General features: G+C 69.6%; 15 protein-coding genes. 8 read left to right on the top strand and 7 right to left on the bottom strand.

Annotation, left to right across the window (positions count from 1 at the left end):
• Nucleotides 1-175 precede the first annotated feature (175 nt).
• The 5 genes from AC067Z_RS33110 to AC067Z_RS33090 are packed head-to-tail and all read right to left on the bottom strand — an operon-like array spanning nt 176 to nt 5,582.
• A complete protein-coding gene (locus AC067Z_RS33110; protein ID WP_478793354.1) occupies nt 176-1,486 on the bottom strand; it encodes a DUF58 domain-containing protein in 1,311 nt (436 codons plus the stop codon).
• A gap of 8 nt (nt 1,487-1,494) precedes the next feature.
• Nucleotides 1,495-2,478 carry an AAA family ATPase gene (locus AC067Z_RS33105; protein WP_478793353.1) on the bottom strand — a complete coding sequence of 328 codons (984 nt, stop codon included), beginning with the start codon at nt 2,476-2,478 and terminating at the stop codon, nt 1,495-1,497.
• Complete coding sequence (locus tag AC067Z_RS33100) at nt 2,475-3,680, bottom strand: DUF4350 domain-containing protein (protein WP_478793352.1); 1,206 nt, start codon at nt 3,678-3,680, stop codon at nt 2,475-2,477. Before AC067Z_RS33100 ends, AC067Z_RS33105 begins: the two co-directional genes overlap by 4 nt.
• Nucleotides 3,677-4,366: a DUF4129 domain-containing protein gene (locus tag AC067Z_RS33095; RefSeq protein WP_478793351.1), complete on the bottom strand. Its 690-nt coding sequence runs from the start codon at nt 4,364-4,366 to the stop codon at nt 3,677-3,679. The genes AC067Z_RS33100 and AC067Z_RS33095 overlap by 4 nt, the downstream gene beginning before the upstream one ends.
• Nucleotides 4,367-4,370: 4 nt before the next feature.
• Nucleotides 4,371-5,582 carry a DUF7847 domain-containing protein gene (locus AC067Z_RS33090; RefSeq protein ID WP_478793350.1) on the bottom strand — a complete coding sequence of 404 codons (1,212 nt, stop codon included), beginning with the start codon at nt 5,580-5,582 and terminating at the stop codon, nt 4,371-4,373.
• A gap of 182 nt (nt 5,583-5,764) precedes the next feature.
• Here AC067Z_RS33090 and mtnA point away from each other — a divergent pair, with 182 nt between their 5' ends.
• The 7 genes from mtnA (at nt 5,765) to AC067Z_RS33055 (ending at nt 14,321) form a co-directional block, all read left to right on the top strand.
• A complete protein-coding gene (gene mtnA / locus AC067Z_RS33085) occupies nt 5,765-6,913 on the top strand; it encodes an S-methyl-5-thioribose-1-phosphate isomerase (RefSeq protein WP_478793349.1) in 1,149 nt (382 codons plus the stop codon).
• A 4-nt stretch (nt 6,914-6,917) separates the two neighbouring features.
• Nucleotides 6,918-7,607, top strand: coding sequence for a two-component system response regulator MtrA (mtrA, locus tag AC067Z_RS33080; protein ID WP_478793348.1), 690 nt, complete (start codon nt 6,918-6,920; stop codon nt 7,605-7,607).
• Between the two features lies 1 nt (nt 7,608).
• Entirely contained in the window at nt 7,609-9,618 is a 2,010-nt protein-coding gene (gene mtrB / locus AC067Z_RS33075) for an MtrAB system histidine kinase MtrB (protein WP_478793347.1), read from the top strand.
• Nucleotides 9,608-11,458 (top strand): LpqB family beta-propeller domain-containing protein, encoded by a 1,851-nt coding sequence (locus tag AC067Z_RS33070; RefSeq protein WP_478793346.1) that lies wholly within the window; start codon nt 9,608-9,610, stop codon nt 11,456-11,458. The genes mtrB and AC067Z_RS33070 overlap by 11 nt, the downstream gene beginning before the upstream one ends.
• 145 nt (nt 11,459-11,603) lie before the next feature.
• Nucleotides 11,604-12,338, top strand: a complete 735-nt coding sequence (locus AC067Z_RS33065; RefSeq protein WP_478793345.1) for a ComF family protein — start codon at nt 11,604-11,606, stop codon at nt 12,336-12,338.
• Nucleotides 12,339-12,673: 335 nt separating this feature from the next.
• Nucleotides 12,674-13,363: a ribosome hibernation-promoting factor, HPF/YfiA family gene (gene hpf / locus AC067Z_RS33060; RefSeq protein WP_478793344.1), complete on the top strand. Its 690-nt coding sequence runs from the start codon at nt 12,674-12,676 to the stop codon at nt 13,361-13,363.
• Nucleotides 13,364-13,568: 205 nt separating this feature from the next.
• Complete coding sequence (locus AC067Z_RS33055; protein ID WP_478793343.1) at nt 13,569-14,321, top strand: response regulator; 753 nt, start codon at nt 13,569-13,571, stop codon at nt 14,319-14,321.
• 69 nt (nt 14,322-14,390) lie between these two features.
• Here AC067Z_RS33055 and AC067Z_RS33050 read toward each other — a convergent pair whose 3' ends face one another.
• Together AC067Z_RS33050 and AC067Z_RS33045 are read right to left on the bottom strand one after the other, a co-directional pair.
• A complete protein-coding gene (locus AC067Z_RS33050) occupies nt 14,391-15,554 on the bottom strand; it encodes a winged helix-turn-helix domain-containing protein (protein WP_478793342.1) in 1,164 nt (387 codons plus the stop codon).
• Between the two features lie 48 nt (nt 15,555-15,602).
• Nucleotides 15,603-16,178: a GNAT family N-acetyltransferase gene (locus AC067Z_RS33045; protein ID WP_478793341.1), complete on the bottom strand. Its 576-nt coding sequence runs from the start codon at nt 16,176-16,178 to the stop codon at nt 15,603-15,605.
• Between the two features lie 241 nt (nt 16,179-16,419).
• Between AC067Z_RS33045 and secA the strand changes: the two genes are divergently transcribed.
• Entirely contained in the window at nt 16,420-19,239 is a 2,820-nt protein-coding gene (gene secA / locus AC067Z_RS33040) for a preprotein translocase subunit SecA (RefSeq protein ID WP_478793340.1), read from the top strand.
• Nucleotides 19,240-19,453 lie beyond the last annotated feature (214 nt).

Here is a 19,453-nt window from a genome sequence, read left to right as displayed (position 1 = left end):
ACTGCAGGGGGGACCCTGTGGGAGAGTAGGACGCCGCCGAACAATCATTGTGGGAAAGCCCCGGAACACCGTTCCGGGGCTTTTCTGCGTTCCCGACCATTTTCGGCCGGGAGTAAACAGATCCGGTCGATGTCGCGCGGCCCGTCGGGCGGCCGCGCGAGGCATATTCGAAATGTCAGAGACGACCGGCGGCCTTCAGCGCGAGATATGCGTCCGCCAGCTCCGGGGCAAGTCTCTCCGGTGTCGCATCGACGACCGTGACCCCGTGCTTCTGGAGCTGTTCGGCTGTTCGTCGGCGCTGAATCTGAGCCTGGGTGCCGGCGGCAGCGTCATAGACGCCCTCGATGGTTCCTCTTGCCGTCTTCATCTGCTCGATGTGCGGATCCGCCACGGAGGCGACGATGACGGTGTGGCGTCGGGTGAGCTGAGGGAGTACGGGCAGCAGGCCCTCCTCGACAGGGGTTGCGTCGAGGCTCGTGAGAATGACGACGAGCGATCCGCGGGGTGCGTTCTGCAGCGCGGCGGCGCAGAGGCCGCTCGCGTCCGTTTCGACGAGCTCCGGTTCGAGTGTGGCGAACGCATTGACCATGGAGGGCAGGATGTCTCCTGCGGACCGACGTTGGATCTGGGCGCGGACATGGCGGTCGTAGGCCAGCAGTCCGACGCGGTCGCCCGCACGCGACGCGAGAGCGCCGAGAAGGAGGGCCGCGTCCATGGCGGCATCGAGTCGAGGCACATTCCCGACGCGGCCGGCCGACGTGCGGCCGGTGTCGAGCACCATGAGGATGTGGCGGTCCCGTTCGGGACGCCACGTGCGGACGGCGACGGTGTTCCGGCGGGCGGTGGCGCGCCAGTCGATGGAGCGGGTGTCGTCTCCGGGGACATAGTCGCGGAGGCTGTCGAACTCCGTGCCCCGTCCGCGGATGAGCACGCTCGTCCGACCGTCGAGTTCACGGAGTCTGGCCAGCCGTGAGGGCAGGTGCTTGCGGCTGCTGAAGGGAGGCAGGACGCGCACGGTCCACGGGACTCGGTGGTTGCCCTGGCGCGCGGCGAGGCCGAGGGGCCCGTACGAGCGGACTGTGATGCGCTCGGAGTGGCGGTCACCGCGGCGGGTTGGTTGCAGCTGCGTGGTCACGCGTCGGCGTTCGCCTGCAGGGATTCTGAGGCGGTGGCGGGACGCGGACTGCTCCGTGCCGGGTGCCCAACTGCTCGGCGGCCAGGCGTCTCGGAGCAGGGCGCGCAGGGGGCGGTTGGACGGGTTCGTGACAGTCAGCTCGACCTGCGCGGCGTCACCGAGTCGAACTGATGTGTCACCGGTTCGGGTGAAACGGAGCGTTCGCACTGGCGCGGCGAGGGCGTAGTCGCACAGGATTGCGAGTGACAGGGGAGCGTTGACAGCGAGCATCCCCGTCCAGCTGGGGGCGAGGATGCCCACGGGGAGAGAGCCGAGAGCGGCGAGGAGTGCAGTCCGTCCGGTGAGGGCCATCAGGTGCCTCAGCGGGGGACGGGGACGTGGGCAAGGATCGCGGTGATGACGGAGTCCGGAGTGACTCCTTCCATCTCCGCCTCGGGCCGGAGCTGGATCCGGTGGCGCAGGGTGGGCAGGGCCAGGGCCTTCACATCGTCCGGGATGACGTAGTCCCTGCCCGTGAGCCAGGCCCAGGCGCGTGCGGTGGACAGCAGGGCTGTTGCGCCTCGGGGGGATGCCCCCAGCGTGAGGGAGGGCGATTCACGGGTGGCGCGGCAGATGTCGACGACGTAGCCGGTGATCTCGGCCGACACCGAGGTCTTGGAGACAGCGGCGCGGGCTGCTTCGAGGTCTGTGGCTCCTGCCACGGGGCGGACGCCGGCGGCCTGGAGGTCGCGGGGATTGAAGCCCTCGGCATGGCGTGTGAGGACGTTGATCTCGTCGTCTCGGGAGGGGAGCGGGACAGTGAGCTTGAGGAGAAAGCGGTCGAGCTGCGCTTCGGGGAGCGGATAGGTCCCTTCGTATTCGACGGGGTTCTGCGTCGCTGCCACGAGGAACGGCTCGGGGAGGGGACGCGGCGTTCCGTCGACGGTGACCTGGCGTTCCTCCATCGCCTCCAGGAGCGAGGACTGCGTCTTGGGAGGAGTTCGGTTGATCTCGTCGGCGAGAAGGAGGTTGGTGAACACCGGGCCTTGCTGAAAGGAGAACTCCGAGGTGTGCGTGTCGTAGATGAGGGATCCGGTGACATCGCTGGGCATCAGGTCGGGGGTGAACTGGACGCGCTTCGTGTCGAGTTCGAGGGACGCTGCGAGGGCTCGGACCAGGAGCGTCTTGGCGACGCCGGGGACACCTTCGAGTAGGACGTGTCCCCGGCAGAGCAGGGCGACGACAAGTCCGGTGACTGCCGGGTCCTGGCCGACCACGGCCTTGGCAATCTCGGTGCGCAGGGCCTCCAGGGAGGAGCGGGCGCGGTCCGAGCTCTCGGCCGTCTCGGGGGTCGGGGCGCTCATGAGGTACGTACCTCTCTTTCGAGGGCGTCGAGGTGATCTGCCAGGTGAATGAGGCTGCTGTCGTCGGCGGGTGACGGGCCGAACAGCAGATTGCGGATGTCCCGGTCCGTGTCGGGCAGTTGCGCGGACACTGCGGGGATCAGGGCATCGGGGGAGTGGGCTTCGGCCGTGGGGACGCCGAGGAGTCCGGCGAGACGGGCACGGGCGGCGGAGCGCAGGGAGGCAGCCGCACGATCGCGGGCGTTCACCTTCCTGTACAGCCGGGCGCGACCTTCAGTGGCCTCGGAGGCGCGAATGGCCACCGGGAGCGGCTCGGTGACCAGGGGGCCGAGCCGCCGGGCGCGCCAGACGGCGGCGAGCAGTGCTGCGACGGCGAGCTGGAGTGTGCCCCACAGCCAGCCGGGCGGGATCAGATCGATGAAGGCGCTGTCGCCTGCCTCGCCGTCGTCGCTGCCGTCCTTGTTCTGGGCGGCCGATTCGTCGCTGAGCGAGGGGATGTACCAGATCAGTTCTGGTTGGGAGCCGAGCAGTTGGAGAGCGAGGGAAGCATTGCCATGTTTGGCGAGACGATCGTTGAAGAGGATGTCAGGCGCGCCCAGCAGGGCGGTGTCGCCGCCGGCGGCGTTGTCGATTCGGAGCAGGGTCGGCAGACCGTCACTCGGGTAGCAGGCGTCGGCGCCGGGGCTCGCGGTGCTGTAGCGCTCACCGCCGAGGTCGGCATCGCCCGCGCTGCGCGCCGCGGGGTAGGTGCACCGAGGTGTGCGGGCCGTGATCCGTGCCTGGGTGTCGGTACGGACGCCGGGGGCGAGGGTGCTGACGGAGGCGGGGCCGGCGGCGACGAGGACGGTGCGGCCGCCGGACGTCGACGCGGCCTCGTGGAGCGCCTGCTGCTGAGGGTCTGTCAGCAGGTCGGGCTCGGTAACGAGAAGGGTGGTGCCAGGACCGGAGGCGGCGGTCGCCTCGTCGAGGGTGGTGACGAGCCGGACGGAGATGCCGCTGCCCTTGAGGAGTTCGGCGATCGCTCTGCTGCCGGACGGCCCGGTGGAGCGGGGGTCGAGGCGGCCCTGCTGGTCTTCGGAGCGAAGGGCGGCCATGGCGATGCCGGCGGTCACCAGCAGGATGAGGGCGAGAAGCAGTCCGCGGGTGCGGGTCCACACCTGATGTGCGGTGGGGGACATGGTCGTGGTGCCGGCCGTGGTCATTCGGCGGCTCCTTGGGCGTGCTCGGTCAGCCTCGGCTTGGTGCGCTCGAGTGCGACGTCCAGGTCCCGGAGCCGTTCGTACATGCCTCGGTCGGCGGTGCGGCCGCCGTATGTGACGTCGTCGAACGCTCGGGCGCCGGCGCGGAGTTCGTCGGCGTGGGACGGAAGGGAGCGGCCGGCTTCGGCTGCGGCTTCGTCCGCGGTCCGTCCGGGGCGCGGTGTGAGCAGGGTGCGTTCTTCGAGGGAGCGGACGATGGCGCGCATCCGTTCCTGGACGGCCTGGTTCCACCGGTCGGCTGCGGCGTGCGCCTCGGCGGCGGTGCGGTGCTCGGCGGCGCTGCGGGGACGGTCGTCGAAGAGGGAGTCAGCTGCGGCGGTGGTGCGGTGCGGTGTGCCGAGGCGCCACCACAGCGCCGCGGCAAGGGCGATGACGACGAGGGCGATGACGACCAGTCCGGCGGGCCCGCCGGGGCCGGTTCCGGAGACCCCTTCGAAGAGGTTTCCGACCCAGTCCCAGAACCGGTCGAGCGCACGCTGGAGCAGGCTCGGCTCGTTCTCGTGGTACATCGGCTTGGACAGTTCGCGTTCCGCCGCCTCACGGGCGGGGACACGAGGTGTGTCCACCGGTATGTCGTCGTTCCTTCGGACCAGCAGTGCTGCTGTTGTTACGCCCCCCGCGCCCAACACCGCATCAGCCTCCGACAGCGTGGTTGCCCGGCGGCTCGGATCCGTAGCCGGAGATGCCTGCGGCGCGGGCGAGTTCGAGGTCGAGGGCCTCGCGGCGGATGCGCTGGTCCACGTAGAGGAGCACGCTCACGCCGGCGGAGATCGGGTAGGTGATCGACGAGGCGATGACCGAGCCGATGCCGGTGATGATGAGGAAGGGCCAGCCGACGTCCGGGTTGGTCCCGTTGAAGAAGTCGCTGACTCCGACGCCGTCGACGATGAACGCGACGATCGTGAACGGGATGGCGATGACCATGTTCACGAGCAGCCCGAGGAGCATGGTCAGCGCGCTGATGCCGAAGATGCGCCACCACGCACCCTGGACGAGCTTGGCGGAGCGGCGCAGCGAGGCGATCACGCCCTGGCGTTCCAGGATGAGTGCGGGGGAGGCGAGGGCGAATCGGACCATCAGCCAGATGATGACCACGACAGCGGCGAGGCCGCCGAGCACGGAGAGGATGGCCCCCGCTCCGCCGATCAGCATGCCGGGCAGGATGCCCACCGCCATGATCACAGCGGCGCCGGCCGGTACGAGCAGGGTGAGACCGAGCAGGTGGGGAAGCCGAGGCCGTGCTTCCTGCCAGGCCTCGGAGAGCGAGACCGGGCGGCCGAGCACCGAGCGGCTGATCACCACGGTCAGGATCGCCGTGGTGAGGAGCGTGCCGATCACGATGATCAGGAGCGTGGGGCCCAGGGCGATCAGGCTGGCCTGCAGGGAGTCCACGGACTGTTCCAGGGCTTCCTCAGGCGTCGCGTCGGGATCGACGGGGGCTGCTTCGGGCAGCAGGTAGCGCTCGACGAGGATGCTGGCGATCTGGGTGACGACGGAGACGGTGACCGTCACGGCCAGGACGGTGCGCCAGTGGGCGCGCAGCGTCGACACCGCGCCGTCGAGGATCTCGCCGACGCCGAGGGGGCGCAGCGGAATCACTCCTGGCTTTGCCGCGGCCGGCTGGCGGCCCCATCCGCCGTGCGGCGTTCCGCCACCCCAACCAGGGGCGGGGGGCCTGGGCGCAGGGGCGCGACCGGTGGGCGCGGCCCACTGCCCGGGGGGAGGCTGCTGCTTGGACCACTTCGAGGTGGGACCGTCGGCAGGCTCGGCGGGGTGCGGCACGCCGGAGTTCTGCCCGTCGGAGGGCGCCGATCCGGGCGAGGCCCAGCCCGGAGTGTCGTTCACGGTGGTCCACCTCATGGATTGTTTCGCGGGGCCGGCTTGCTCAGCCGGCACCTTCACGGTGTCCGCCGCCTGGTGGGGCGGCTGGTTGGCAGCCATCGTGCCACGCGGCGCCGCCCAGTGGGCGGGGGCGTGTATGTCCTTCGCACCTTCATAGTCGGGGCCGCACCGGGCAGACTGGGCGGATGGCTGATCAGTACGTACAAAACCCGGCGGACACGACGCCACCGCACTTGCCGGTGCTGCGCTGGGAGGAGCCGCCCGAAGGCCCCGTACTGGTTCTTCTCGACCAGACCCGGCTGCCGGGCGAGGAGGTCGAACTCGTCTGCACGGACGTTCCGGCGCTGGTGCGTGCCATCCAGACGCTTGCCGTCCGTGGGGCGCCGCTGCTCGGTATCGCCGGTGCCTACGGGGTCGCTCTGGCCGCGGCCCGGGGCTATGACGTCGAGGAGGCCGCGGGGCTGCTGGAGACGGCGCGGCCCACTGCCGTGAACCTGGGGTACGGCGTCCGGCTGGCGGCCGATGCGTTCCGGTCGGCTGCCGCGGCGGGTGCGGATGCCGAGCAGGCCTCGGCTGCGGCTCTTGCGGCGGCGGTGGAACTGCATCGAGCCGATGCGGAGGCGAGCCGGCGGATGGCCGCGCACGGGCTGGCGCTGCTGGGGGAGCTGCTGCCTGGAGGCGGGCACAGGGTCCTGACCCACTGCAATACCGGTGCGCTGGTTTCCGGTGGGGAGGGCACCGCGTTCGCTGTGGCGTTGGCTGCCCACCGGGCAGGCGAGCTGCGGCGGCTGTGGGTGGACGAGACTCGTCCGCTGCTGCAGGGGGCTCGGCTGACGGCGTACGAGGCGGCGCGCAACGGGATGCCGTACAGCCTGCTCACGGACAATGCCGCCGGTTCGCTTTTCGCCGCGGGGGAGGTGGATGCTGTGCTGATCGGGGCCGACCGGGTCGCTGCGGACGGTTCGGTGGCCAACAAGGTCGGGAGCTATCCGCTGGCCGTGCTGGCGAAGTACCACCATGTGCCGTTCATCGTGGTGGCGCCGACGACGACGGTGGATCTGGCGACTCCGGACGGCGCGTCGATCGAGGTGGAGCAGCGCTCCGGGAGTGAAGTGACAGAGGTCACATCTGTGCCTTCAGTGGTGGCAGGTGCCGGAGGTGGTGGTGGGGTGTCCGTGGCACCCCTCGGTGCCCAGGCGTACAACCCCGCCTTCGATATAACGCCGCCGGACCTGGTGACGGCCCTCGTCACCGAGGAGGGTGTGCTGTCGCCGGTCACGGGCGGCGGAATAGCAGAGCTGTGTGCCAGGTCACGACAGGTAACGATTAGCTAATGGGATGATGTCGAATATGAAGGGACGAGTCCTTGTCGTCGACGACGACACCGCACTGGCCGAGATGCTCGGGATTGTGCTGCGTGGTGAAGGTTTCGAGCCGTCGTTCGTAGCGGACGGTGACAAGGCACTTGCCGCCTTCCGGGAGAGCAAACCGGACTTGGTGCTGCTCGATCTGATGCTGCCCGGCAGGGACGGCATCGAGGTGTGCAGGCTGATCCGGGCGGAGTCCGGTGTGCCGATCGTGATGCTCACCGCCAAGAGCGACACCGTCGATGTGGTGGTCGGGCTGGAGTCCGGGGCCGACGACTACATCGTGAAGCCGTTCAAGCCGAAGGAGCTGGTCGCCCGGATCCGGGCGCGCCTGAGGAGGTCGGAGGAGCCTGCGCCGGAGCAGCTGACCATCGGTGACCTGGTCATCGACGTGGCCGGGCATTCCGTGAAGCGGGACGGACAGTCGATAGCGCTGACGCCGCTCGAGTTCGATCTGCTGGTCGCGCTCGCGCGCAAGCCCTGGCAGGTGTTCACCCGTGAGGTGCTGCTCGAGCAGGTGTGGGGCTATCGGCACGCGGCCGACACCCGGCTGGTCAATGTCCATGTGCAGCGGCTGCGCTCCAAGGTCGAGAAGGACCCGGAGCGGCCGGAGATCGTGGTGACCGTCCGTGGCGTCGGTTACAAGGCAGGACCGAGCTGACATGTCCGGAGGCAGCGTTGCTCCGAAGCCCGGTGAGCCGGGAGTCCGTACGGGGCGGGCTGCCGGAGGGGGGCCCAGGCCCTCGCGGTTCGGCCGCCTTCTCCAGGGCGGTCGGCTGCTCCAGGACGGTGCCGCGTCCAGCGGGCCGATACCTCGGCTCGTGATGCGTTGGCTGCGCCGTCCGCTGCTGCCTGCTGCCCGTCTGTGGCGGCGGAACATCCAGCTGAGGGTGGTCGCCACCACGCTGCTGATGTCGCTCGGTGTGGTGCTGCTGCTCGGTTTCGTCGTCATCGGGCAGGTGCGCAACGGCCTGCTCGACGCGAAGAGCAAGGCCGCGCAGAGCCAGGCCGCGGGCGGTTTCGCCGTCGCCAGGGAGCAGGCCAGCGCACCGGTCGGTCCCGTGGGTCCGGACGGCGCGGCATCAGGGGGGAGGAACGCCAACTCCTGGCGGTCCGATCTCGTGGTCCAGCTCGCCAGCGGCGGGCAGGGCTCGTACAACGTGGTCGCGCTCAGCGCCGAATCCGACCGGGAAGGCTACGGGCGTGCGCCGCGCACCTCGGGTCTTGTGGACCCGGCGTCCATTCCGCAGGCTTTGCGTGATGCGGTGGGCAAGGGGACCGGGACGTACGAGACGTACATCAGCATCAGGTACTGGAACAACGCCTCCGACGCGGAGCCCGGGCTGGTCGTGGGCACCCGGCTGAACGACATCGAGGGCAACCCGTACGAGCTGTACTACCTGTTCCCGCTCGCGCAGGAGGAGCAGTCGCTCAACCTGGTCCGCGGGACGCTGGCCACGGCGGGTCTGTTCGTGGTCGGGCTGCTCGGTGCCATCGCCTGGCTCGTGGTGCGCCAGATCGTGACGCCTGTCCGTATGGCCGCCGGAATCGCCGAGCGGCTCGCGGCAGGCAGGCTGCAGGAACGTATGAAGGTCACCGGCGAGGACGACATCGCCCGGCTGGGCGAGGCCTTCAACAAGATGGCGCAGAACCTCCAGCTGAAGATCCAGCAGTTGGAGGAGCTCTCCAGGATGCAGCGCCGGTTCGTCTCGGACGTCTCGCACGAGCTGCGGACGCCGCTGACGACCGTGCGGATGGCCGCGGACGTCATCCACGAGGCACGCATGGACTTCGACCCGGTCACGGCGCGCTCCGCCGAGCTGCTGGGGGACCAGCTCGACCGTTTCGAGTCGCTGCTGTCCGACCTGCTCGAGATCAGCCGGTTCGACGCGGGCGCCGCGGCGCTGGAAGCCGAGCCGATAGACCTGCGCGAGGTGGTACGCCGGGTGATCGGCGGTGCCGAGCCGCTGGCCGAGCGCAAGGGCTCACGGATACGGGTGGTCGGCGACGGGCAGCCGGTCGTGGCCGAGGCGGACGCCCGGCGAGTGGAGCGGGTGCTGCGCAATCTGGTCGTCAACGCCGTGGAGCACGGCGACGGCAAGGACGTCGTGGTCCGCCTGGCTGCTGCCGGCGGTGCCGTCGCCATCGCGGTGCGGGATTACGGGGTGGGGCTGAAACCGGGCGAGGCGACCCGGGTCTTCAACCGGTTCTGGCGCGCCGATCCGGCGCGTGCCCGCACCACGGGAGGGACCGGCCTCGGACTGTCCATCGCCGTCGAGGACGCCCGGCTGCACGGCGGGTGGTTGCAGGCCTGGGGCGAGCCGGGCGGCGGTTCGCAGTTCCGTCTGACCCTGCCCCGTACGGCGGACGAGCCGCTGCGCGGATCGCCGATACCGCTGGAGCCCGAGGACTCGAGGCGGAACAAGGAGCGTGCACCGTCGTCGGGTGAGCCACAGGCGAACGGGCACCGGCTGACGTCCGTGCCCGTTCAATCCGCGTCGGAGTTCTCGCCCCTGCCCGTGCCGTCGCTCGGCGCGGCGCCCACCGGAGTGGATCCGGCGGCGCTCCCCGGCAACGGGGCGCGCGTCGTGGCGCGGCCGGCGGAAGACCGGCGCGACGACGCGGCGGGACAGGTCACTTCGGAGCGGGAGGACACGACTCGTGGGCGCTGACCCCCGTCGTAAGGGCCGTGAGCGGGTGCTGCGCACGGTCGCGCTGCTGGGCTGCAGCAGCGTGGTGCTCGTCGGCTGCGCATCGATGCCGGACAGCGGCGACGTGCACCCGGTGAAGGCGTCCCAGCGTGGCGACTCCCAGGTGCGGGTGTACGCGGTGCAACCGCGCAAGGGCGCCACGCCCGACGAGATCGTCACGGGCTTCCTCGAGGCGATGACCAGTGACGATTCGAACTTCGCCACAGCGCGCTCCTACCTCAGCCGGGAGATGGCCGAGAAGTGGCGGCCGGAGGCGGGCACGACCGTGCTCGAGGCCGCCCCTGCCCCGGGCGCGCCGGTCCTCGGTGGCCGCGACAGCGTGGGCATGAGCTATCCGCTCTTCGGCCGGCAGGTCGCGACGGTCGATGCCCAGCGTGCCTATCTGCCGGTGACTCCGACGGAGTTCCGCAGGAACATCCATCTGTCGCAGCAGAAGGGCAGGGACGGCAAGGAGTGGCGGATCGACACTCTGCCGCCCGGGCTGCTGCTCGGCGCGTCCGACTTCGAGCGCAACTACGTGGCGGTGAACAAGTACTACTTCGCCTCGGGGCGGAGCGTCATGGTCGCCGACCCCGTCTACATCCGGCAGCGCCAGGACCCGGTGACCCGTCAGGATCCGGTCACACAGGCGGTGTCGGCGTTGCTGCAGGGGCCGACGAACTGGCTGAAGCCGGTCGTCGAGTCGCGCTTCCCGACCGGTACTGCTCTGAAGAAGGGCACCAGGTCGCTGTCGTTCGACGATCGCAACGGGCTGAGGATCCCGCTGAACGACAAGGCGTCCGGTGTGGGCACGGCGCAGTGCTCGAAGATGGCGGCGCAGATCCTGTTCACGCTCAAGGACCTGTCCTCGGCCAGGGTCGAGCAGGTGGAGCTGGAGCGGTCGGACGGCTCGAAGCTGTGTGTGATGAGCGCCGGCCAGGCGGAGGAGTACGCACCGGACCACTCCTCCAGAAGGCCCGACAACCAGTACTTCGTCGACGCGGAGCACCGGCTGGCGGTGCTGGACGGCAATGCGGAGGAGATAGCCGAACCGCGGAAGGTGCCGGGGCCGTTCGGTGACGGCAGGCTGCAGATGAACACCGTGGCGGTCTCCCGCGACGAGCACACCGCCGCCGTGGTCTCCAAGGACCAGAGCAAGCTGTACGTGGGGTCCATCGCCTCCGACACCGAACTGGGTGGCCCGCTCGTGACCTCACGTGGCAAGACCGCCGAGAACCGCCTGTCGGCGCCGAGCTGGGACGGCCGCGGAGATGCATGGGTCGCGGACCGGAATCCCGACGATCCTGCGCTGATGAGGCTGCCGGACGGCACCGACACCCCGCAGGACGTGAAGATCGTGCCCGGCCTCGACGGTGCGCGGATCGAGGCGTTGAAGGTGTCGGCGGACGGTGTGCGCATGGCACTGCTGCTGACCAAGGACGGCCGGACGGAGCTCAAGATCGGCCGCGTGGAGCGGCACGGCCCCGGCGACGATCCCGTTGTCACCGTGACCCATCTGAGGCCCGCCGCGCCGCAGATGGAGACGGTGACGGCTGTCTCCTGGGCCGGTCCCAGCCGGCTGGTGGTGGTCGGCAAGGAGTCCGGAGGCGTGCAGCAGGTGCGCTACATCCAGACGGACGGCTCCACCTCACCCAACGCGATTCTGCCCGGGCTCAACCAGGTCAAGGCAGTAGCCGCGTCCAACGACGAGGGCAGGCCGCTCGTGGCGCACTCGGAGGAGGACGGCATTGTGCGTCTGCCCGCCGGTGCGAATTGGCAGACGCTGGTCAAGAAGGGTTCGTCGCCCGTCTATCCGGGCTGACCGCGGGACCATCCGCTGAAGCCCGGCCGGGCTGCGCGCCTCGCCGGGTGGGCCCTGGGCACGTCCGTCCCCCTGTCGCCCGGCAGGGGGCGGGGGTTGTCCACAGGGGTGGCAGCCGGACTGCCCCAACGGCACAGTGGTGGTCATGCGGGGGTGGTGGCGGGAGTTCTCCGGACTGGTGCTGCCGGTCGCCTGCGGCGGCTGCGGCGCACCGGGCAGGCAACTGTGCGAGCGGTGCGCCGACGCGCTGTACGGCGGGCCGGCACGCCGTGCGAGACCCGTGCCGGAGCCGCCCGGCGGGCTGCCCGTGGTGCATGCCGCCGCGGTCTACAGCGACGCGGTACGGGCCGTACTGCTGGCCCACAAGGAGCGGGGGGCCATTGGGCTTGCGGCCCCTCTCGGCCGTGCCCTTGCCGGTGCGGTACGGGCATGCGTGCGCGCTTCCGCCCCGGGGAGCGGGCCCGGGCAGCTTCTGCTGGTGCCCGTCCCGTCTGCGCGCAGGGCGGTCAGGGCGCGCGGTCATGACGCGGCGCGGCGGATCGCGTTTGCCGCCGCCTGCGAGCTTCGGCGCGAGGGTCGCCCTGCGCGGGTCGTGCCGGTGCTTGAGCAGCGGCGTCGGGTGGCGGATCAGGCGGGTCTCACGGCCCGTGAGAGGCACGCCAACCTGTCGGGTGCCCTGCTGGTCCGGCCGGGGGCGGGACGGTTACTGACGGGCGGCACAGTCGTTCTGGTGGACGACCTCATGACGACGGGTGCGTCGCTGGTGGAGGCTGCGAGGGCACTGAGTGCCGTCGAACAGCCGGAAGCACGCCGATTCGACCGGCAGGGCGCAGCAGTTGTCGCCGTTCCGCCGCTCTCTTTCGAAATAAACCGGAACTGACGGGGAACTCGCAACGTTGCAGGTAGTGAGAGGGCAAAAACCCCTGATCGGAGGTACCTTCTGGTAGCGGGTGCCGACACCGGTCCCAGCGAGCTATGTTCGGTTGTAAGGAATGGCGAAGCCCGGACCTCGTCGAATGCGCTGTCGAATTTCCCGGCCAGGGATTCAGGACAGCGCCAAGGCTGAAAATTGGGTGGGGTGGAGATCTTGTCGACTGGGGAGGAGGAGGTGAAAGTCGCCAAGTCCGAGGCCCCGGTGATCGCCGGAGCCTGGTGCAAGAGGGAGACGCTCCGCAGCCAGTGAGCGGGCGGAGCGATCCGGGAACGGAGTTCTGCGTGGACATCGTCGTCAAGGGCCGCAAGACCGAGGTGCCCGAGCGGTTCCGCAAGCACGTGGCCGAGAAGCTGAAGCTGGACAAGATCCAGAAGCTCGACGGCAAGGTGATCAGCCTCGACGTCGAGGTGTCCAAGGAGCACAACCCGCGGCAGGCCGACCGTTCCGACCGCGTGGAGATCACGCTCCGCTCGCGCGGACCGGTGATCCGGGCGGAAGCAGCGGCCGCCGACCCGTACGCAGCGCTCGACCTGGCCACCGGCAAGCTGGAGGCAAGGCTCCGCAGGGAGCACGACAAGCGCCACAACAGGCGTGGCAACGGCCGCCTGTCGGCCGCCGAAGTCGCCGATGTGGTGCCCGGCGTCGCCGAGTTGAACGCCAATGGCAAGCCTTTCGCCGCGGAGGCGACGGAACCCATTCCCACCACCAGGATCGGTTCGCTCGAAGTACAGGGCGAGGGACCGCTGGTGGTCCGCGAGAAGCTGCACACGGCAGCACCGATGACGCTCGACCAGGCGCTCTACGAGATGGAACTGGTCGGCCACGACTTCTACCTCTTCGTCGACTCCGAGACGAAGCACCCCAGTGTCGTCTACCGGCGGCACGCCTACGACTACGGCGTCATCCACCTGGAGACCGACCCGCTGGCCGGATCCGAGGCCGGCGGCGCCGGGGGTGCACTCGGCGGGTGACCCCGGCGCCCGGTAAGCCCCGTCAGCGATGAAGCGGTGCCCCTGGAGCGCCTCGTGCGCCCCAGGGGCACCCTCGTGCGTCCACAGGGTCACCTCTCCGCCGCCAGGGCATGACAGCATGGCGTGCAAGCCAACCGATGTGCCGCGCACCGACGTTGGCAGACCAGACATGATCTTCGGGCCACGGCCTTCAGGGGGAGGAACGATGGCGGACAGCTTCGGGCCGGTGCACAGCGAGGCGGGCCACCCCGCAGTCGTCGACACCGGGACGGCGGAGACCGACGGCACCCGTATGGCGGAGCCGATCAGGGTTCTCGTGGTGGATGACCACGCTCTCTTCCGGCGAGGTCTGGAAATCGTCCTCAAGCAGGAGGAGGACATCCAGGTCGTCGGCGAGGCCGGGGACGGCGCCGAGGCCGTGGACAAGGCGGCCGACCTGCTGCCGGACATCGTTCTCATGGACGTGCGCATGCCCAAGCGGGGCGGTATCGAGGCCTGCACCTCGATCAAGGAGGTGGCCCCCAGCGCGAAGATCATCATGTTGACGATCAGCGACGAGGAGGCCGACCTCTACGACGCGATCAAGGCGGGGGCCACGGGCTATCTCCTCAAGGAGATCTCCACGGACGAGGTGGCCACCGCGATCCGCGCGGTGGCGGACGGCCAGTCGCAGATCAGCCCGTCGATGGCTTCGAAGCTGCTCACCGAGTTCAAGTCGATGATCCAGCGCACGGACGAGCGCAGGCTCGTTCCCGCGCCCCGGCTGACGGACCGGGAGCTGGAGGTGCTCAAGCTCGTCGCCACCGGTATGAACAACCGCGACATCGCCAAGGAACTGTTCATCTCCGAGAACACCGTGAAGAACCACGTCCGCAACATCCTCGAGAAGCTGCAGCTGCACTCCCGTATGGAGGCAGTGGTCTACGCGATGCGCGAAAAGATCCTCGAGATCCGATAGGCCCGGCAGAGCATGGTCCGGCTCGGCCGCCGGCCGGGCAGGCCCGGTCCGTGCGGCGTCGCGCCGGGCTCAGCCCAGCGCCCTGACCAGCTCCGCCGCAAGCTCCGGGCGATCGACCCGCTCGACGCGCACGGAGTCGCACCCCACCCATTCGGCGGCTTCGCGCAGTGCCTGAGCCATGGGCGCCAAAGCCTTCGGGGTGTCCAGGGACACCTGCCGGGCCACCAGGGTCCTGCCCTCGCGCGCCGGATCCACACGGCCCAGGAGCCTCCCGCCGGAGAGCAGGGGCATCGCGAAGTATCCGTGCACCCTCTTCGGCTTGGGTACGTACGCCTCTAGGCGGTGGGTGAAACCGAAGATCCGCTCGGTGCGCGCCCGTTCCCAGATGAGTGAGTCGAACGGCGAGAGCAGTGTCGTCCGGTGCCTTCCGCGGGGCGCGGAGGCCAGAGCGGCCGGATCGGCCCAGGCGGGTTTGGACCAGCCCTCGACCGTGACGGGGACCAGCCCGGAGTCCGCGACCACCGCGTCGAACTGCTCGCCCTTGAGGCGGTGGTAGTCCGCGATGTCCGCCCGTGTCCCCACGCCGAGCGACTGCCCGGCCAGCCGGACGAGACGGCGAAGGCACTCGGTGTCGTCCAGGTCGTCGTGCAGTACGGCGTCCGGGAGGGCCCGCTCGGCGAGGTCGTACACCCGCTTCCAGCTGCGCCGCTCGGCGCACACCACCTCGCCGTACATCAGCGCCCGCTCGACGGCGACCTTGGAGGCGGACCAGTCCCACCACTCGCCGCCGTTCTTCGCGCCGCCCAATTCGGTCGCTGTGAGCGGCCCTTCGGCGCGCAGCTGCTTGATGACTGCGTCGTACGCCCCGTCCGGGAGGTCGTGGTGCCAGTGCGGGCGGGCGCGGTAGGCGCGGCGGCGGAAGGCGAAATGGGGCCACTCCTCGACGGGGAGGATGCACGCGGCGTGCGACCAGTACTCGAAGCTGTGGCCCTCGGTCCAGTACGCGTCCTCGACCGTCCTGCGGCCCACCGTGCCCAGGCGGGCGTACGGAACGAGCTCGTGCGAGCGCGCCAGCACGGAGATCGTGTCCAGCTGCACAGCGCCGAGGTGGCGCAGCACGCCCCGGACTCCCCCGCGCCGGTCGGGCGCACCGAGGAATCCCTGGGCGCGCAGAGCGATGCGGCGTGCCTCGTCGGCTGAGAGGTCGAGGGCGGGCGGCGGCAGCGTCGTCATGTCCCGCACGATAGAGGCCGCCACTGACAGCAGGCCCCTCTCGCGCGGTCAGGAACCCGCGGGGAGATAGGGGTGGGCGCCGGTCAGTCCCAGGTCCGAGGGGAGCAGCGAGCCGACCCAGACGTCCCGGAGCGTCTCCTTGTTGAGCAGAGCGGCGCGCAGCGCGCCCTCGACACGGAATCCGGCTTTCTCGGCGACCGCGCGCGAGCCCACGTTGCCGACCTCGGCCCGCCATTCCAGTCGGGTGGCGCCGAGCCGCATGAACGCCCAATGCGAGACGGCGGTCACGGATTCGGCCATCACACCGCGTCCGCGGTGCTCCTTGCCCGTCCAGTAGCCGATCTCCCACGTGCCCGAGAAGGTGCGCAGAGTGACCGCCACCGAGGCCATCAGTGGGCCGCCTTCCCGCGGCAGTACCGCGAACGTGCACATGGTGCTGTTGCGCCAGCCGTCCGGGACCATGTGCTCCGTGAAGTCGACCGCGTGCTGCCACTCGTACGGAGAGGGAACCGTCGTCCACCGCTGGATGTCCGGGTCCTGGCAAGACCGGTGGACCGCCTCCGTGTCGTCGGCCGTGAACGTGCGCAGCAGCAGGCGGTCGGTGGTGAGTGTGATCGGCTCCATGCCGGGATTGTGGTCAGGTCGGCGGCAGGATGCGAGCACTTTTGGTGCCCTCCCCGGCACCTTCCGCGCGTTCTGTGCGTTCTCCTGATGGCGGACAGCAGGCCCGCGTGGCGATGGACCTCCCGGCACGGTGGGGTCCTCGCTTACGATGGCCGATGCGGTGGGGCCCACCTGCCGTGCCCGCGCCAGTGTCCGTCACACGACCCAGTGCCAGGCCCGACCGGCAAGGAGACCAACCTCAGTGTCCGTCTTCAACAAGCTCATGCGTGCAGGCGAAGGCAAGATCCTGCGCAAACTGCACCGCATTGCGGACCAGGTCAACTCCATCGAAGAGGACTTCGTCTCCCTCTCCGACGCCGAGTTGAGGGCGCTCACGGACGAGTACAAGCAGCGTTTCGAGGACGGCGAGAGCCTCGACGACCTGCTCCCCGAGGCATTCGCCACCGTCCGTGAGGCCGCCAAGCGCGTCCTCGGCCAGCGTCACTACGACGTGCAGCTGATGGGCGGCGCCGCCCTCCACCTCGGCTACGTGGCCGAGATGAAGACCGGTGAGGGCAAGACCCTCGTCGGAACCCTCCCCACGTACCTCAACGCGCTCTCCGGCAAGGGCGTCCACCTGATCACGGTGAACGACTACCTGGCCGAGCGTGACTCCGAGATGATGGGCCGGGTCCACAAGTTCCTGGGCCTGAGCGTGGGATGCATTCTTGCGAACATGACGCCCGCGCAGCGTCGCGAACAGTACAACTGCGACATCACGTACGGCACGAACAACGAGTTCGGCTTCGACTACCTCCGCGACAACATGGCCTGGTCGAAGGACGAGCTCGTCCAGCGCGGCCACAACTTCGCCGTGGTCGACGAGGTCGACTCGATCCTCGTCGACGAGGCGCGTACGCCGCTGATCATCTCCGGCCCGGCCGACCAGGCCACCAAGTGGTACGGCGACTTCGCCAAGCTCGTCACCCGCCTCACCAGGGGCGAGGCGGGCAACCAGCTCAAGGGCATCGAGGAGACCGGCGACTACGAGGTCGACGAGAAGAAGCGCACTGTCGCCATCCACGAGGCCGGCGTCGCCAAGGTCGAGGACTGGCTCGGCATCGACAACCTCTACGAGTCGGTCAACACCCCCCTCGTCGGCTACCTGAACAACGCCATCAAGGCCAAGGAGCTGTTCAAGAAGGACAAGGACTACGTCGTCATGGACGGCGACGTCATGATCGTCGACGAGCACACCGGCCGTATCCTCGCCGGCCGCCGCTACAACGAGGGCATGCACCAGGCGATCGAGGCGAAGGAAGGGGTGGACATCAAGGACGAGAACCAGACGCTCGCCACGATCACCCTGCAGAACTTCTTCCGCCTCTACGGCAAGCTCGCGGGCATGACCGGTACGGCGATGACCGAGGCCGCCGAGTTCCACCAGATCTACAAGCTGGGCGTCGTGCCGATCCCGACGAACAGGCCGATGGTCCGCATGGACCAGTCGGACCTGATCTACCGGACCGAGGTCGCCAAGTTCGCGGCCGTCGTGGACGACATCGCCGAGAAGCACGAAAAGGGCCAGCCGATCCTCGTCGGCACCACCTCGGTCGAGAAGTCCGAGTACCTCTCGCAGCAGCTCAACAAGCGCGGCATCCAGCACGAGGTGCTCAACGCCAAGCAGCACGACCGGGAGGCGACGATCGTCGCCCAGGCCGGCCGCCGTGGTGCCGTCACGGTCGCCACGAACATGGCCGGCCGCGGTACGGACATCAAGCTCGGCGGCAATCCGGACGACCTCGCCGAGGCGGAGCTGCGCCAGCGCGGCCTGGACCCGGTCGAGCACGTCGAGGAGTGGGCCGCTGCCCTGCCCGCGGCGCTGGAGCGCGCCGAGGCGGCCGTGAAGGCGGAGCACGACGAGGTCACGGACCTCGGCGGTCTGTACGTGCTGGGCACCGAGCGGCACGAGTCGCGCCGTATCGACAACCAGCTGCGCGGTCGTTCCGGCCGTCAGGGCGACCCGGGCGAGTCCCGGTTCTACCTGTCGCTGGGCGACGACCTGATGCGTTTGTTCAAGGCGCAGATGGTCGAGCGCGTCATGGCGATGGCCAACGTCCCCGACGACGTGCCGATCGAGAACAAGATGGTGACCCGCGCGATCGCCTCCGCGCAGTCCCAGGTCGAGCAGCAGAACTTCGAGACGCGCAAGAACGTCCTCAAGTACGACGAGGTGCTCAACCGCCAGCGCGAGGTCATCTACGGCGAGCGCCGGCGCGTCCTGGAGGGCGAGGACCTGCACGAGCAGGTGCGTCACTTCATGGACGACACCATCGACGCCTACATCCAGGCGGAGACCGTCGAGGGCTTCGCCGAGGAATGGGACATGGACCGCCTGTGGGGCGCGTTCAAGCAGCTCTACCCGGTCAAGATCACGATCGAGGAGCTGGAGGACGCCGCGGGCGACCGTGCCGGGATCACCGCGGAGTTCATCGCGGAGTCGATCAAGGACGACATCCACCAGCAGTACGACGAGCGCGAGAAGCAGCTCGGCTCCGACATCATGCGTGAGCTGGAGCGCCGTGTCGTGCTGTCGGTCCTCGACCGCAAGTGGCGTGAGCACCTCTACGAGATGGACTACCTCCAGGAGGGCATCGGCCTGCGCGCGATGGCCCAGAAGGACCCCCTCGTCGAGTACCAGCGCGAGGGCTTCGACATGTTCACCGCGATGATGGAGGGCATCAAGGAGGAGTCCGTCGGCTACCTGTTCAACCTGGAGGTCCAGGTCGAGCAGCAGGTCGAGGAGGTCCCGGTGCAGGACGCGGCGGCGAAGACGTCGCTGGCCAAGGACGACGCCGTGCCCGCGGGTGCGGCGCGTCCGGAGATCCGCGCGAAGGGCCTCGAGGCGCCTCAGCGTCCCGACCGCCTGCACTTCTCCGCGCCGACGGTGGACGGCGAGGGCGGTGTCATCGAGGGCGATTTCGACAACGACGGTGGCCCGGCGCGGTCGGAGTCGGACGGTATGACGCGCGCGGAGCGCCGCAAGGCGGCGAAGACCGCAGGCCGCCGCCGCAAGAAGTAGACGCGGTTGCGCCGACGGCCGGGGCCGGACACCGAGGGGTGTCCGGCCCCGGCCGCGTTGTGCGGCGGGGCCGCTCGCCGGGACGCCGCCGTGGCGCCAGGAAGCCGGACCCCAGCGCGTGGGCGGGAGGCGCAGCGCCCTCGGTGCGCCTCGTGGAGGCGCTGGAGGGCCGCGTAAGCGCCGACTGCGGTGCACCTGCGCGGATTCGGCTCCA

This window comes from Streptomyces sp. NPDC043812 (assembly GCF_056436245.1).
This window is presented reverse-complemented; position numbering and strand designations above follow the sequence as displayed.

Bases quoted from the DNA above. Each gene is read 5' to 3' on its own strand.
- AC067Z_RS33110 (WP_478793354.1), bottom strand. From the start codon at position 1,486: ATGGCCCTCACCGGACGGACTGCACTCCTCGCCGCTCTCGGCTCTCTC.
- AC067Z_RS33105 (WP_478793353.1), bottom strand. From the start codon at position 2,478: ATGAGCGCCCCGACCCCCGAGACGGCCGAGAGCTCGGACCGCGCCCGC.
- AC067Z_RS33100 (WP_478793352.1), bottom strand. From the start codon at position 3,680: ATGACCACGGCCGGCACCACGACCATGTCCCCCACCGCACATCAGGTG.
- mtnA (WP_478793349.1), top strand. From the start codon at position 5,765: ATGGCTGATCAGTACGTACAAAACCCGGCGGACACGACGCCACCGCAC.
- mtrA (WP_478793348.1), top strand. From the start codon at position 6,918: ATGATGTCGAATATGAAGGGACGAGTCCTTGTCGTCGACGACGACACC.
- mtrB (WP_478793347.1), top strand. From the start codon at position 7,609: ATGTCCGGAGGCAGCGTTGCTCCGAAGCCCGGTGAGCCGGGAGTCCGT.
- AC067Z_RS33065 (WP_478793345.1), top strand. From the start codon at position 11,604: ATGCGGGGGTGGTGGCGGGAGTTCTCCGGACTGGTGCTGCCGGTCGCC.
- AC067Z_RS33055 (WP_478793343.1), top strand. From the start codon at position 13,569: ATGGCGGACAGCTTCGGGCCGGTGCACAGCGAGGCGGGCCACCCCGCA.
- AC067Z_RS33050 (WP_478793342.1), bottom strand. From the start codon at position 15,554: ATGACGACGCTGCCGCCGCCCGCCCTCGACCTCTCAGCCGACGAGGCA.
- AC067Z_RS33045 (WP_478793341.1), bottom strand. From the start codon at position 16,178: ATGGAGCCGATCACACTCACCACCGACCGCCTGCTGCTGCGCACGTTC.